The sequence below is a fragment of the Legionella tucsonensis genome (assembly GCF_001468035.1).
GTDB lineage: Bacteria > Pseudomonadota > Gammaproteobacteria > Legionellales > Legionellaceae > Legionella > Legionella tucsonensis.
The window spans coordinates 2,715,951-2,732,423 of sequence record NZ_LNZA01000001.1 but is presented as its reverse complement, the minus strand read 5'-3'; the positions used below and the strand labels follow the sequence as shown (position 1 = coordinate 2,732,423).

The window sequence follows — 16,473 nt, the reverse complement described above, 5'->3', positions numbered from 1 at the left end:
TTAAAAATGCATCCAATAAAATGACAATGCAGTTTTATTAAAACTGTCAAGCTACGCTGTTCCATGATAAATTAATAATTATTCATAGGATGATTTGCAAAGGATTGTAGTTAGTGTTTGATTTGAGACAGCATCTAAAAGTTTTTATCCTCATATCGCTGAGCACTGTGCTGCAAACTTCATGCATGGTTGGACCTAATTTTAACTCACCCAATCCACCTAAAGTCAAAAAATATACTGAAAAACCGCTACCAGCAAAAACCGTAAGCACTCCTGGGACAGGTGGCCAAGCTCAAGCTTTTATTACCAATAAAGATATTCCTTTATTGTGGTGGGAGCTTTATCATTCACCGGAATTGAATCAACTCATTCGAATAGGTTTAGCCAATAGTCCTAATTTAGCTGTGGCTTCTGCAGCATTGCGTGAAGCCCAGGAGAATCTCAAGGTTCAAATTGGCAATTCAATGTGGCCGTCAATAGATGCAAGTCAGATGGTGCAAAGACAGCGTTATTCAGGTTTGCAAATAGGTTTTCCAGCAGATAGTGTGACGTTTAATCTTGTTTATACTTCATTTAATTTATCCTACACTTTGGATGTTTTTGGGGGGGCACGACGTCAAATTGAAGCATTAAAAGCCCAGGTTAATTATCAGCAATTTCAAGTAATCGCTGCTTATTTGACCTTGACTTCTAATATCGTTACTACATCAGTAGCAATTGCATCTTATCAAGCACAAATTGATGCTACTATTGATTTAATCAAGGCGGAACAAGGGCTTTTTGATATTTTAAACCAACAATATCGGTTAGGAGGTGTTTCCCAAGAAAATGTATTGACCCAACAGACCTTGCTTGAGCAGACCAAAGCGACATTGCCGCCACTACAAAAAAATTTATCTCAGGCCAAACACGCTTTAGCTACGTTAGTGGGTACTTTTCCGGAAACACCTTTACCCATTATTAAATTAAATCGTTTAAAATTACCCACAGAACTTCCTGTGAGTTTGCCTTCAAATCTTGTTCGCCAACGTCCTGACGTGCGTGCCGCTGAAGCATTACTTCATCAAGCGTGTGCCCAAATTGGGGTAGCAACAGCCAATTTATTTCCGCAATTTACTATTACTGCCAATGAAGGATGGCTTAATACTTCCTTTGCAAATCTTTTTACCAAAAGGCATGAGGTTTGGGGATTAACTGGACAAGTAGTCCAGCCTCTATTCCATGGAGGGGCTTTATGGGCACAACGACGTTCCGTAATTGCGGCTTATCAACAAACTGCTGCTCAGTACAAACAAACTGTATTGCAAGCTTTTCAAGATGTGGCGGATGTTTTAAGAGGGTTGGAAGTCGATGCACGTACATTGCAAGCACAAATAAAAGCCGAAAATGCAGCACGTGATTCTTTAAATCTTACGCTAAAACAATATCGCTTAGGTGGAGTAAGTTACATTAATTTATTAAACGCGCAACAGCAGTACCAACAGACGCGAATCAGTCGTATTCAAGCACAAGCTGTGCGCTACAGCGATACGGCTGCATTATTCCAGGCCTTAGGTGGGGGCTGGTGGCATAAACCTTGGTGTGTCAAAGAGTGTCTATGATGAAAGAAATTTTTTTGAAAAAACAGATGATTATTATGTTAGTTGCCGTGGGTATTCTTTTCGGCCTGATTTTTGGTTGGAAGGCTTTTAGTAATTATATGAGAAATCAATTTTTCCTCAAATCGCAGTCACCTGCAGTTACGGTATCCACGATGAAAGTTGAGGCCTCATTATGGCAACCTTCTTTAAAAGCAGTAGGTAGTATGCGTACACGTCTTGGTGTGAATGTGACTACAGAGCTTGCGGGTATGGTACAGACAATTTATTTTACGCCGGGTGCAACGGTTAAAAAGGGTGCTGTTTTGGTGCAATTAAATGCGGGAACTGAGCTTGGATTATTGCATTCATTACAAGCTCAAGTCGAATTGGCAAAAATTACTTATAAACGTAATAAGGCGCAATATGCTGTTCATGCAGTAAGTAAACAAACCGTAGATGCTGATGAATGGAATCTCAAGAATTTACAAGCTCAGGTTGCTGAGCAAGCTGCAACTACGGAAAAAAAGACAATCCGCGCCCCTTTTTCGGGGCAATTAGGCATCAATAGAATTAATCCAGGGCAGTATCTTAATGTAGGGGATACTGTTACTACATTACAGGCCTTGGATCCGATTTATGTGGATTTTTATTTACCCCAGCAAGATTTAGGTGAGTTAGAGTTGGGACAAGCAGTAAAGATCACTACTAATACGTTTTCCGACACGTTTTTTCAAGGAAAAATCACTACCATTGAACCTATTGTAGATAGCGCAACCCGTAATGTGCTGGTAGAAGCGACTATCCCTAATCCTGATTTTAAATTGAAGTCAGGTATGTTTACTCGAGTTGAAGTTGCCGCAGGAATGAAAAAAAGCTATCTGACTTTACCGCAATCAGCGATTAGTTTTAATCCTTATGGAGATATTATATATCGGGTTCAAGAAAGCAAACAAAAAGACAGTAATAATCAACCCATTCTTGTAGCCAAACAGGTTTTTGTAACCGTTGGCGAGACTCGAGGTGATCAGATTGCTGTGTTAAAGGGCTTGAAAGCTGGAGATATAGTGGTGACCAGCGGTCAATTAAAACTTAAGAATGGAAGCCACGTTATCATTAACAATAAAATACAACCGAGTAATGAGGTATCACCAAAGGTAACTGAGAAATAATAGTACTGAGAACTGCTTGGGCAGAAGTTGGTAGATTGAAAATATATGTAGAATATCTTAACGATTTAGTGTGCTACACCCCTGCTTAATGGAGTATACGAAGAGCTTATGAAGTAAGTTGCTTCGGCTAAAATTAATAATCCAAGGATTGTAAGAATGCGGTTTACGGATATTTTTATTAAAAGACCTGTACTTGCTACAGTGATTAGCTTGATGCTTTTAGCAATGGGCTTACGCTCTATTGATTCTTTACCCATAATGCAATATCCGTTTACCCAAAATGCCATAGTAACTGTAACTACAACTTATACCGGTGCAGACCCTGATGTCATTGCCGGTTTTATTACTACTCCTTTAGAAAATTCAATAGCTCAGGCTAATGGTATTGATTATATGACGTCTATTAGTTCTTCTAGCACAAGTACGATTACAGTAAATCTTCTCCTAAATTATGACCCCTTGAAAGCTTTGTCCGATATAACCACTAAAGTGAATGCGGTATTGAATCAGCTCCCTGCAAATTCACAGCAACCAGTAATTACTGTTACAGTTGGACAAACGATTAATTCGATGTACATCGGATTCTATAGCGATGAACTCCCCATTAATAAAATTACCGATTATTTGATTCGGGTAGTGCAGCCGAAACTACAGGCAGTTAATGGAGTGCAAAAAGCAGAAATACTTGGAAATCAAACTTTTGCTTTACGCGCTTGGCTCGATCCGGTGAAGCTGGCAGGATATGGTATTTCTGCAGCAGAAATCGGAACTGCTCTTGCAAATAATAATTTTATTTCAGCAGTCGGTCGTACCGATGGACAAATGTTTATTCAAAATCTTACTGCAAGCACCGATCTAACTGACGTCAATCAATTCAGGAAGATGATTATTAAAGCTCAAAATGGAGCAATCATTCGTTTAGGCGATGTGGCTACTGTAGATCTGGGGGCACAAAATTATAATTCTTCAGTCAGTTTTGATGGGCGAACAGCAGTTTATATTGGTATTGTTGTGGCACCTTCAGCTAACCTTTTGACGGTAATTGATGACATTAAAAAAATATTTCCAACAATTCAGGAGCAATTGCCTCAAGGTTTGCGAGGAAAAATTGTATATGATGCCAGTTTATTTGTTAATTCTTCCATCCAAGAGGTAATCCTTTCTTTATTAGAAGCATTTTTTATTGTAACAGTCGTTATTTTTATCTTTCTTGGATCAATGCGTTCTGTTGTTATTCCAATTATTGCTATTCCTTTATCTCTTATTGGAGCTTTTTGGATTATGCTCATTTTGGGTTATTCAATTAACTTGCTCACTTTATTAGCTATGGTACTTGCGATTGGATTGGTAGTTGATGATGCGATTATTATTGTAGAAAACGTGCAGCGTCACATAGAAGAAGGAAAAACTCGATTTAAAGCTGCGTTATTAGGGGCACGTGAATTGGCTAATCCAATTATTGCCATTACCATCGTTTTAATTGCTGTTTATTTGCCTGTTGGTTTTATGGGTGGTTTGACCGGGGCTTTATTTACCGAGTTTGCTTTTTCGCTTGCTGGTGCAGTAACCGTTTCGGCAGTAATTGCATTAACTTTATCGCCGATGATGTGCTCCAAATTTCTTAAAATAGGAGAGGGGAGCAGCAAGGGACGTTTTATGACTTATGTTGATAATTCGTTTGCAAAACTCGAGAAATTTTATGAACGAATTTTGTCGGCAACATTAAATCATTTGCCAGTTGTTATTGTCTTTGCTGCAATTATCCTTTTTAGCAATTATTTTCTTTTTACTACTTCTGATTCGGAGTTGGCGCCGCAGGAAGATCAGGGAATTATTATTGCCCAAGTTACGGCACCGGCAAATTCATCATTGGCTCAAACACAACTTTACGCAAACGCTGTGAATGAAATTTTTAAAAAATATCCTGAAACGGATCACATTTTTCAAGTTGATGGTTCCCAAGGATTAAATACATCCATAGTTGGTATGGTTTTAAAACCTTGGGATCAACGTCAACGAACATCGAATCAATTACAGCCGTTAGTTCAGGAAGAGCTCAATAAGATTGCTGGGGCCAAAGTAGCTGCGTTTCAGTTACCTTCATTGCCAGGAGGTGGCAGTGGGCTTCCTATTCAATTTGTGATTAATACGACAGAAACTTTTGATAAATTGAATGAGGTTTTACAACGTATTTTAGATAAGGCTTATGCTACAGGTATTTTTGCTTTTATTGATCCTGATCTCAAAATCGATAAAATTCAGACTAAGATCAATTTAGATCGCGATAAAATATCCCAATTCGGTTTAACCATGCAGGATATTGGCAATTTATTTGGGTCAGCATTGAGCGAGGGGTATATTAACTATTTTAATTTCGCGGGACGTTCCTATCAGGTTATTCCGCAAGTAAAGAGAGAGACGCGTTTAAATACAGATCAGATATTGAATTATTATATGAGGACTGCTACAGGAGATTCAATCCCTCTATCTACGGTTGCTACTTTGCAGCGACAAGTAGTTCCGCAATCTTTAAATCATTTTCAACAGCTCAATTCTGCAACAATTTCAGCAGTTGCTTTTCCTGGTGTATCTATGGGGCAAGCCTTAGATACTTTTGCTAATATTGCCAAAGAGATTTTACCCCAAGGCTATTATATAGATTATGCTTCGCAATCAAGACAATTTATTCAAGAGGGAGCAAGTCTGATTGTCACGTTTTTCTTTGCGCTTATTATCATATTTTTGTCATTAGCTGCTTTGTTTGAAAGTTTTCGTGATCCGCTTATTGTTTTGATTAGTGTGCCTATGTCGATTTGTGGTGCAATGATTTTTGTTAGTTTGGGCATCGGTAATGCTAATCTTAATATTTATAGTGAGGTTGGTTTGGTTACATTAATTGGTCTTATCAGTAAACATGGTATTCTGATCGTGCAATTCGCCAATGATTTACAAGCGAACGGGCAAAAAAAGTTAGATGCAATTAAAGCTGCTGCTGCAATCCGCTTGCGACCTATTTTAATGACTACAGCAGCCATGGTTTTGGGGGTTATACCATTAATCTTTGCTACAGGCGCTGGTGCTGAGAGTCGTTATAATATTGGTTTAGTGATTGCAACGGGTATTTCAATTGGTACTTTGTTTACTCTTTTTGTTGTTCCCGCAATGTATATGTGGTTAGCGGAAGATCATACAAAAAAAGCTGCGGCTGAACATTTAGAGGATGAAGAATCTTTAGGATAGTTTATCGATTGATGGAACAATGGGGCTCAGAATCAATGATACAAAATTCCAGAGTTCGCTCATCTTGCCGATCAAACTTATGGAGTTGCAATAGGCAAGGAAGGTGCTTCATACCTTTTAGTTTCTACTTCTTTAGCTGTTGAGACGGTGGCAAACAAACCAAAACGATTGGTGAGTTCTCCAAGCGGGGATGGTTTTTTTACAGCATCATTGATTCCATCAAGAAGCTTTTGTCGGGTTGGGGTATATAAACCTAATGCTTCAAGCAGGGAGAAAAAGCACATTTTTAAGTAAGCAAAACTTAAGGTATCAACTTGTTTATGGGCCAGAATAATTTTTGCATTTCTTGTAAAAAGAGGATCTTCAAATTGTTTCTCTATCAGGTCTAAGCGATCTCGAATTTTCAATGTCTTATCGTTAGCAATTTCATCCAATTTGTTGATAAGCTTTGATTTTACATCTAAAGTTTCATCACTTTCAAATAAGGCAGTTTTCTGGTGTATCGCGACTCGGGAGTGGCTAAAATAAATTTTAAATTGAGCCAGAGCTACTTGTACTGCATCAAGATGGTAATACTCCGCATAGTATTTTTTCTCAAATTTACTGATTTCCGTTTTCAACAGGTTTTTGATGCTTTGATCAATATCTTCAGCATTTTTGGATTGTGCAATAATGTCATTTTTGAGTTTCAGTAAATAAGTCTTAAGTTCGGCTCTGTATTCTTTATCTGTGTATTGTAAGCCTATGTGACGATTGCGCATTGCTTTCTGATGTTTTTTAAACGATTCAGTAGTATATTTTTCGATAAAAGCCACTTTCTCTTGTTTTTGAATTAGAACCAAGTTCTCAAGGTAACCCAATTTTTCTACTGCAGTATCTAACCGCATTTGATGGGTTGCTTTTATGCCTAGATAGTAATGATGACTTGCAACGATTAACGCTTCGATTTCAGTAAAATGGGGATCATAGGATTTAAGTCCAAAGTTACATAGTTTATCAAGTTTATGATCTTCAGGATATTGGCTTGGAGTGATTTCAACTTTTTTGTCTCGCTTGAGTTTTGCCAGTTTAGGTAATGCTTTTTTATAAGCAGCACATAACTCAATTTTAGCTTGCTCCAGCGGAACTCTTGGTTGGGGAGCAGCAGAAAGAGCTAAAATTTCAAACGGCGTTGTAACTTCAAGATACCAATGGTATAGATTTTCAATATCTTGGCAATCTTTATCTATTTTTTTTAGAAATCTTTTTGCGCTTTTGATCTGTTTTCTAGTGAGTGAAGTCCTGGTCTCTAGAGGCTCCTTATCGCATACTAACTGTATACGTGTTGCGGAACTTACGTCCAGAGGATGTAATAATCCTTTAAAGAATTCATCTGTGATTTGTCTTAATGGACCTGACAATGTTCCTGGGGAAAGTCCTAATTTGTTTTCCCAGCGATCAGCTTCAAGAAGCATTGGAGTAAATACTGTAGAACGCATTTTCTCTAGATTATCCATTACTCCATCATGAGAAGTGCTCGTAAATTCATTGAGTTTTGTTGTAAGTTCCTGATACAGGTATATCATATTGGGTGTTTGCAGGAACAATTTGAAATAAGAATCAGAATTGTTAATCAAAGTTTCTATAATCAAGGTTGCTTTTTTGGCTCGAAGATGTAATTCATTCAGTTCCTCAGTTGTTAGGTAATTCGTGTTTTTTAAAGCTCTAATATGTTTGGGGCTAATATAAAAAGCATTAAGAACATACCAAAGTGGATTGTATTGTACATTTGTTGGTCCATAAGGAACTTGTTCAGTGCCGACCTGGTATGCATCGGAATGTTCTTGGAAGGTTGCATAAAGATTTTGGGCCTTAGCAAGTAAATCACGCGCTATGAATCCTAAATGAGGATCTGCAGCTAAGCGTTTGGCTGACTTAATAATTTCATTAAGATGTCCATAAGCTTGTAATAAATAGTAAACATAACGACTTTTTGCACTTTGATGGTTTAAGTTTTCTAGTTCAAGAACAATACCTTCTAAATGGAACATACTGTTAAATATGTCTTTTAAAGCACAAACTTGTCTGCTCTGAGCCAATCTCTGGTTGTTATCCTCCATCTCAGGGAATGGTGGTATGGATGAAGCAAACATAGTTTCTTTCACATCGTGCAAAATTCCTGTCGGTGAAAGATCGATTAATTCAGGGGAATTTGATTTTCTGGCTGAGTAAGGTGTTAATTCATGCTGCATTGCTTGGTTAAACAGTTTGGTTATCTCAAATAAGGATTGTCTAAACTCATGAATGCACTTGGAATAGTTTTTGTGTTGGATGACATAGTGCTCTCTGCCTGTCTTGGGGGTTGGCTCCAGTACTGCTGAGTTATTTTCAAGGGTAAATTTTTCTTGAGCTAAATTATAAAACCGTTGCGCTCTTCGATTCCATTCATCTGTGATGCGCGAAAAGAACTCTTGGAAGTGTCCATCTAAATCCAAGAACATTCGAACTGATGGGGTATCTTTTCTGTTTATTTTTCTGTTTGATAAGAGAGCAACCAAATATTTATCAAACTTCAAAGCATCCTCTTTCATTTCAGAGGGTACAGCACAAATGAAATAGGGTTGAAAAATACTATATAAATTACGACATTGGTCTTTTACTTTGGGGTTGAGGCGATCCAGAAGCAACATATTACCCTTAATCTGGGGTCTTGCTATTATTTCCTTTCTGAGCAAGGTAATAAATTGAACGTAAGCATTTTGCACCACCAGAAATTTGTTATGCTTATTTCGATACCATTGATAGATCTCAAGAGTTTGATCTGCGGTTAATTGCTCAGGATTTTGCAGTAATTTATCGCCTTCTATTATTTTAAAATGCAGTTCTGCATCTTTTTCGCGTTTACTAGCTAGGGCTTGTGACTCTTTTGCATCAAGGAATATATTTTTTGCAAAATTATAATATGTTTGACTTTTATCTTCCCATTTAGCAAAAAAATCTTGAGCATATTTGTCCAGCTGCAAAAACAAAGATGCAGGTGGTGCTTCTAATATTTCTATTGGTTTATTTTCTAGTAACGCAGCGAAATATTTTTCAAAGTTTTGAGCAGAATCTTTGAATTTAGACGGTATTACAAATTTTAAATAGGGTTGAAAAACAGGAAATAAATCACGACACTCTTCTTTTGCTTTATCATCAAGACTTGTTAACAACAAGTTATTACCGTAAAACTGTGGTTTTTTCTCGATTTGTTCTTTTATTATCTGAGCAAAGCGAGTATATGCACCCAGAATTTTTTGGAACTCATTTTTACTAATCCACTCAAAATGGATATGGTTAAGGAACTCTTGGATATTTTTATCCAATCCCTGAAAAAGCTTTATCGAGAGGGTACTTGTTATCTCTTTTTTTGCAAATAAATCTGATAAATAATGCTCAAGACTTTTCGTTGAGTCTTTAAATTCAGACGAGACAATTGAACTTAAATAAGGTTGGAATACAAGAAATAACTGTTGACACTCATTTTTGACTTTTTCATCAAGCTTGTTGAGATCCAAATTCTTTTCATGAAGAACTGATTTTTCTGTTATGTGTTCCTTTACTAACTGCACAAAACGTAAATAAGCGTTTTGAACCTGTTGAAACTCTTTTTTTGTGAGTTTGGATTTTTTATCTTTATCTTGCTCGACTTGCAGTGGTATTGACTCATCAAGAGTATATACATTCGTTTTTTCACTATATGGGAATAAAACCAGATTTGCTTTTTTATGAACCGAATCAATTAAGTCTTTATTTAAATTAATATGAAAAAGCTGACTGTTCTCATCTTTAGTGATTAAATCTGCTAATAATCTTTCTTTTGCTAGAACGAAACTTATATGGTCTGCAGGAAGCTGTCTCCTTACGAAACGCACAGGTCTTCCCATAAAAGAGTACCAGTCTTCTTTTTCAGGACCTGCCAATCTCGAGATGATAAGTTCATTTAAATCGATATCAAGTTGGGCCATATAAGGCTTGAGAAGCTTATAGTATTTTGTTAGTTCTTTCTTTATTTCGGGGGGAAGTTGATACAAACGAAGGTTGTTATAACGTATGTCTTTTAATAGGGCAAAAAAATGCGTGCATGCGATAGATGCTTTTTGAATCTTATATAATTTTTTATTGGCTTTATCGATCCTTTTATAGGTCATTTCCAATCTTAATTCGATAAATCGAGAGTCTTCTATCTCGAGTAACTCTTCTCCTTTTGCCTTAAAATCAATTGCTTTTTTAGGGAGATAAAGTATTTTCTCATACAGGGATTTGATCTTCTCCATAAGAGGAACAGACAAAGTCCCGGGCTTAAGCATGGCGTAATCTTCGATTTTATCAACTAGAGCAAATAAAGTAGGCAACACCTCATACTTAAGTTGTGATAATTTATCACGAACCAAATCTTGAGATGATTCACTAAGCTCTCCTATTTGTTCTAAAGAGCTCATGGATAAAGTGATTATATTGCGAATTATATGAATGTAATTTAAGAATTTAAGTGAAACGAAAATACTGTTTCCTTTTAAGTTTTCTATATCATTCAATAAATTAAGTGCGGATTTTTGTAACTCATCCAGTTTTTTTTGATTAAGTTTGGGTTCAGATTCTTTAATTTGCGAAGAAAATTGTTCTATATAATGGGTTAATTTATCAATGTAGCTTGGTAAGACTGCACTGAATTGAGTAAGAAAATTATAATCTACATCTCCACTAAGGGGGCGTAGCTGATCTACGGCGATTCCTGTAACTTCCCCTACTTTATAGGCTAAAGGTATGGGATCAAGAGCTTTTACTATAGCTTTTTTCTCTTTAGCATGTTTTTCTGCAAAAGATTGTATTTGGTTGAATAAAGGAAGAATAAGGGATAATTCCTCCTGAAACATCTCTCTGAGATCAACATCTAAATGAGTAAGCAGGTAACTTGCTTCATAAGCCAGGTCTATTGTTTTACCGTAGAGTAACTTAAGATCAGAATAGCTTCGTTTTATGTTTCTGACATCTATGTTTTCTAAATCTAAAAAGGTCAAACGTGCATAGTAAAGAGCATTGATTAGTTTTTTAATTTGAGAAATATTATCAGGATCAAGAGAATAGTTAGAAAAAGGAGCCCACGAGGTATGGCCTTTTCTTGAAGTGGCGGACAAAATTCGTGCTTTAAAAGCATCCAGTATAAAAGGGAGGGTATGGTTTCTTTGTGATGTAATCTCAAGAATCTTGGGCATAAAAGGCTCTAAATCTTTAGGAGTAAAGCCTGAGTTTAAATTAAATTTGAGCTCTTCTTTTTTGATTACGGCGGTTACTAAGTCACCTTTGGGATTAAGGACAGTGTATTCAAGACCTGTTTCGACCATACGTACATAGAATAAGCCTTTTTCCAATTTTCCGCCCTCAGTCATCAAGGCAATTTTATATGTAAATGGTGAAGGGGCATTAAGCTCTTCTAAAATGGCATCTTTTATCGTTTTTTTGTCTGGTGTGATGACTGAATAGGCTATTTTTCCCTGTTTCTCTCTTATATATATCGCTCCGGGCTTTAATTCTGTTTCATCAGACATGAAGCAAAATTCATAGTAAGGAAAATAAGGAACTATTCGAGGATTGACGTGCTTGCTGTATAGAATGTCAAAAATTTTAGTGTCAATTCGTTCCAGTAATTTAGATATCTGGTTCTGCTTAAATGACTCTAATAATTTTATATATTCTTCAAATATCATTACAGATAGCCTATGAAGTCATAAATTGTATACTGTCAATATATATTAGCCGGCACTAACAATATCACAGTTTGGTAATATTTTCGCCTGTTATTGTGGATAAATCAATGACTAATTTTTGTATATTTCGAGCCCGTTTTAAAAATTGAGTTAGACTAAGAGTATATTTTTACTGACAATTCTAAAATAAATTCTGCAACCAATTCAGTCATAGTAGGATAATCTGTATAGGCTTTGATCTGAATAGGTTGGGTCACGCGCTCTCCAGTTTTTTGAGACTCTTCTAACATTGCTTTGACTTTTGCTCCTTCATGGCAAACGAAATAAACATCAGACTCAGGTCTTCGTAAAAATTGCGCTTGGAAAGATTTAAAAACAAGGGAAACTTTAAGTTGTTTCTGTGACGCATGATAAAAACCATGTAACCCCCCAGCTAAGTCAGCTCCAGCACATAAGGCTCCAAAATACATGGATTTTAAATGATTGCTACTTCGCCTTTTTAAGGGTACACAAATGATAATGTCAGTGTCAGTAAGCTGGATCAGTCGTGGTCTTAAATAGCCGAGCATGGGCACTTTAAAATGACCAAATGTCCAGAGAAAAAATTTGAAACGAGTCAGGATATTCATGAGCTTTCCTTTTTTACCATGTCCATACTCTGAATCAGATAACGTCCATTTGATAAAGGACTTGTTTCAATAACTAACACGGAAAAAGCAATTATAATGTTTAATTCAGGAATGGACAGTACTTCGTTAACGCGCCAAAAATGAACCCCAGAAAAAATACCTTTTTCAGCGATAAATGGTTCTTTAATAAATACAGGGTGTAGTGTTAGTCGTTTTTCCCGGATAATAGGAAGATAATTTCCTAAAAATTCAGTGAGTGCATCCCAGGCATTCTCAGTGTAGCTTTTACGCAATTCTTCGCCATCACTTGGTTTATATGTGTAATCTAGAGAAAAGGTATCTAATAGAGTTCCTTTCACCCATTGACATATTTGATTATCACTTTGAGCATAAAGAGTAAATGGAGAGATGAAAAAAACAAACCATAACAGAATCCTTTGTAAAAATGGCTTCATATTTTTAAATCCGATTTAATTTTTAAAAAGAATAACTTAAGGGTTTTTATTGTAGTATAGTTTTTGAATTAAAAATATGAGTCTCACAATTTTTTGCTGATGAATGAGATTGAAGGTGATTTTTTCATTCCTAAAAGATATTCATTTGATCTATACGCTCTATTTTTTTTGCGTATAATTATATAGCTTTGTAGCTGCGAACTATAAAACCAAATTCAGTTGTTTAAACCAAATTATCGAATTTTATGCAAACTATCACCATACGTGGTGCAAGAACCCACAATCTAAAAAATCTCGACTTGGATTTGCCCCGTGATAAATTAATTGTAATTACGGGTTTATCTGGTTCAGGTAAGTCTTCTTTAGCCTTTGATACTTTATATGCAGAAGGCCAGCGTCGTTATGTGGAGTCTTTATCCGCTTACGCACGGCAATTTTTAGCAATGATGGAAAAACCTGATGTTGATTCGATAGAAGGTTTATCTCCAGCAATTTCTATTGAACAGAAAGCAACCTCCCACAATCCTCGTTCCACAGTAGGCACTATTACCGAAATTTATGATTATTTACGGTTACTTTATGCACGAGTAGGGGAGCCTCGTTGCCCTACACACCGCGTGAGCTTGCATGCGCAAACGATTAGTCAAATGGTGGATCAGGTTTTAGCTTTGCCTGCTGACAGTAAAGTGATGATTTTGGCTCCAGTTGTACGCGAACGCAAAGGAGAACAGGTCCAGCTGTTACAGCAGCTGCAAGCTCAAGGTTATGTACGTGCGCGAATTGACGGTGCGCTTCATGAGTTGGATGCTCCTCCTAAGCTGGGTTTACGCACGAAACATACCATTGAAGTAGTTGTGGATCGTTTTAAAGTCAGGCCTGATATTGCTCAGCGTTTAAGTGAGTCATTTGAAAATGCTTTAAATTTAGCAGAAGGTCTCGCAATAGTAGCTTCTATGGATGGTCAATTTGACGATCTTGTTTTTTCTTCAAAATTTGCATGTCCTGAATGTGGATATAGCCTCAGTGAGTTAGAACCCAGGCTTTTTTCTTTTAACAATCCTGTAGGGGCTTGTCCTGCTTGTGATGGGTTGGGGGTTGATCAGTTTTTTGATCCTGAGCGGGTCATACATGATCAAACAGCCAGTTTGGCCGAAGGAGCTATTCGTGGGTGGGATAAAAAAACCACTTATTATTTCTCGATGCTTGAGTCGCTTGCACAACATTATGGTTTTGATACCCATACCGCATTTTGTGATTTGCCTGAAGAAGTGCGCCAAATTGTTCTATACGGCAGTGGACGTGAAATTATCGACTTTCATTATCATCGACCCAATGGCGGCGGGTATATGATTAAACGACATGCATTTGAAGGAATTATTCCGAATATGCAGCGACGTTATCGTGAGTCTGATTCGGGAATGATACGTGAAGAGCTTGCTAAATATTTATCATCTCGTCCTTGTCAGAGCTGTCATGGTGCACGATTACGCGAAGAAGCACGACATGTGTTTATTGATGATAAAAATTTACCTGAAGTCACTGCATATTCGATTGAAAGAGCTTATGTATTTTTTAAAAATTTACGGATGACAGGATATAAAGGTGAAATTGCGGCAAAAATTAATAAAGAAATTGTTGAGCGATTAGGATTTTTGGTTAATGTGGGCTTGGATTACCTTTCTTTAACTCGTAGTGCTGAAACTTTATCCGGTGGAGAAGCACAACGTATTCGTTTAGCCAGTCAGATTGGTTCAGGTTTGGTTGGTGTCATGTATATTTTGGATGAACCCTCTATTGGATTGCATCAGCGAGATAATGATCGGTTATTAAAAACATTGATGCATTTACGGAATCTGGGAAATACGGTCATCGTAGTAGAGCATGATGAGGATGCGATTCGAAGTGCTGATTTTGTCTTGGATATAGGACCTGGGGCTGGGGTACATGGTGGTGAAATTGTTGCTCACGGTACACCACAAGAAATTATGCAATCGTCTACTTCATTGACGGGGCAATATTTATCCGGGAAGCAATCCATAGAGATTCCTGAGACTCGGTTATCCGTTAATGCCGACAAAATGATTCATTTAAAAGGGGTGGTTTGTAATAATTTACTTGATGTCGATGTCAGTATTCCTTTGGGCTTACTTACTTGCATCACGGGTGTTTCGGGGTCAGGGAAATCGAGTCTGATCAATGATACTTTATATCCAAGTGCCGCGAATCTGTTAAATCGGGCAAGTTTATTTACTCCAGGTACAGCCAAGGAGATTGCTGGTTTAAATTTATGCGATAAAGTAATTGATATTGATCAGAGCCCGATTGGTAGAACCCCTCGTTCCAATCCAGCTACATATACAGGTATCTTTACTCATATCCGAGAGTTATTTGCAGCAACTCCTGAATCTAGAGCGCGAGGTTATCAGCCAGGGCGTTTTAGCTTTAACGTCCGTGGCGGACGTTGTGAAGCCTGTCAGGGTGACGGACTCATTAAGGTTGAAATGCACTTTTTGCCTGATATTTATGTGTCATGTGATGTTTGCAAAGGAAAACGTTACAATCGAGAAACTCTTGATATACAGTATAAAGGCAAAAATATTCACGAGGTTTTAGAAATGACCGTTGAAGATGCAAGTCATTTTTTTGCAGCGATTCCAGCATTAGCCAGAAAATGCCAGACTTTGATGGATGTTGGTTTGTCTTATATTAAGTTGGGACAAAGTGCAACTACTCTTTCAGGAGGAGAAGCTCAGAGAATTAAGTTGTCCCGCGAGCTGTCAAAACGAGATACAGGAAGTACATTATATATTCTTGATGAGCCTACAACAGGATTGCATTTTCATGATACCAAGCAGTTGTTGGCAGTATTATTCCGTTTACGTTCGCAAGGGAACACGATTGTAATTATTGAACATAATTTGGATGTGATTAAGACAGCAGATTGGATTATCGATCTAGGACCTGAAGGCGGCAGTAAAGGCGGGCGCATTGTGGCAACAGGAACACCAGAGCAAGTTGCCGAATGCGAGTGTTCTTATACGGGACAATTTTTGAAACCTATTTTAAATACACGATCATTTCCATTTGACTCAATCTAGCGAATTGGAAGCAGACCTAGACTCGCGCGTCCATAATATTGAGTTTCTTGAGGTAGTTGTATGCATAAAAGCTGGCTGGTAAAAGTAATGCCCAAGTAATTCCTACAAAAAAATAGAATGGATAAGCTTGTTCGATCACTACGATATTGCATGCTTCGCCGATTTTATAGGCCAATGGCATTAAAAAAAGGATAAGCAGGAACCAAATAAAATAGTAATGTGTCAATTTTTCATTAAGCAAAATAAGATTCAATCCGAAACTTAACCAAATACAAATCATCCATGGTGCTGTAAAATAAGAACCAAAAGGATTTGCTTTAAAATAAATATAATTTTGATGTAGCCAAATCATATCAGTAATTGAACCGATAAATCCTATAAGAAGTGCAAAATATAGGGCATTTAAGTAAGGCAATCGATTAATTGACTGCCAGGCAATCTGTACAGCAATAAACAGCAACCCAAGTATTGGTCCAAGATATACTTTATTCTGTGCTGCAAAATAGAAGCAGACTATCCAACATAAATAATAAGATGAAAAATGGATACACCATCCAATTTTACTTTTACTCATCA

8 protein-coding genes are annotated in these 16,473 nt (G+C 37.1%); 4 read left to right on the top strand and 4 right to left on the bottom strand.

Annotated features, from left to right (window positions below):
* Positions 1-113: 113 nt before the first annotated feature.
* From Ltuc_RS12090 to Ltuc_RS12080, 3 genes are all read left to right on the top strand, one after another.
* A complete protein-coding gene (locus Ltuc_RS12090) occupies positions 114-1,601 on the top strand; it encodes an efflux transporter outer membrane subunit (RefSeq protein ID WP_058521503.1) in 1,488 nt (495 codons plus the stop codon).
* Positions 1,601-2,749 carry an efflux RND transporter periplasmic adaptor subunit gene (locus Ltuc_RS12085; RefSeq protein WP_058521677.1) on the top strand — a complete coding sequence of 383 codons (1,149 nt, stop codon included), beginning with the start codon at positions 1,601-1,603 and terminating at the stop codon, positions 2,747-2,749. Before Ltuc_RS12090 ends, Ltuc_RS12085 begins: the two co-directional genes overlap by 1 nt.
* A gap of 156 nt (positions 2,750-2,905) precedes the next feature.
* The gene (locus Ltuc_RS12080) at positions 2,906-5,989 is read left to right on the top strand and encodes an efflux RND transporter permease subunit (protein ID WP_058521502.1); all 3,084 of its coding nucleotides are present in this window, start codon (positions 2,906-2,908) and stop codon (positions 5,987-5,989) included.
* Positions 5,990-6,066: 77 nt separating this feature from the next.
* Here the strand turns inward: Ltuc_RS12080 and Ltuc_RS12075 are convergent, their stop codons facing one another.
* From Ltuc_RS12075 to Ltuc_RS12065, 3 genes are all read right to left on the bottom strand, one after another.
* On the bottom strand, positions 6,067-11,715 hold the full coding sequence (locus tag Ltuc_RS12075) for a hypothetical protein (protein ID WP_058521501.1): 5,649 nt from the start codon (positions 11,713-11,715) through the stop codon (positions 6,067-6,069).
* 155 nt (positions 11,716-11,870) lie between these two features.
* The gene (locus tag Ltuc_RS12070) at positions 11,871-12,344 is read right to left on the bottom strand and encodes a DUF4442 domain-containing protein (protein WP_058521500.1); all 474 of its coding nucleotides are present in this window, start codon (positions 12,342-12,344) and stop codon (positions 11,871-11,873) included.
* Positions 12,341-12,799 (bottom strand): DotI/IcmL/TraM family protein, encoded by a 459-nt coding sequence (locus Ltuc_RS12065; protein ID WP_058521499.1) that lies wholly within the window; start codon positions 12,797-12,799, stop codon positions 12,341-12,343. The genes Ltuc_RS12070 and Ltuc_RS12065 overlap by 4 nt, the downstream gene beginning before the upstream one ends.
* A gap of 245 nt (positions 12,800-13,044) precedes the next feature.
* On the opposite strand from Ltuc_RS12065, the gene uvrA reads away from it, so the two are divergent.
* The gene (gene uvrA / locus Ltuc_RS12060) at positions 13,045-15,897 is read left to right on the top strand and encodes an excinuclease ABC subunit UvrA (RefSeq protein ID WP_058521498.1); all 2,853 of its coding nucleotides are present in this window, start codon (positions 13,045-13,047) and stop codon (positions 15,895-15,897) included.
* 16 nt (positions 15,898-15,913) lie between these two features.
* On the opposite strand, the gene Ltuc_RS12055 is transcribed toward uvrA, so the two are convergent.
* Complete coding sequence (locus tag Ltuc_RS12055; protein WP_058521497.1) at positions 15,914-16,471, bottom strand: DUF2878 family protein; 558 nt, start codon at positions 16,469-16,471, stop codon at positions 15,914-15,916.
* Between the last annotated feature and the right edge of the window lie 2 nt (positions 16,472-16,473).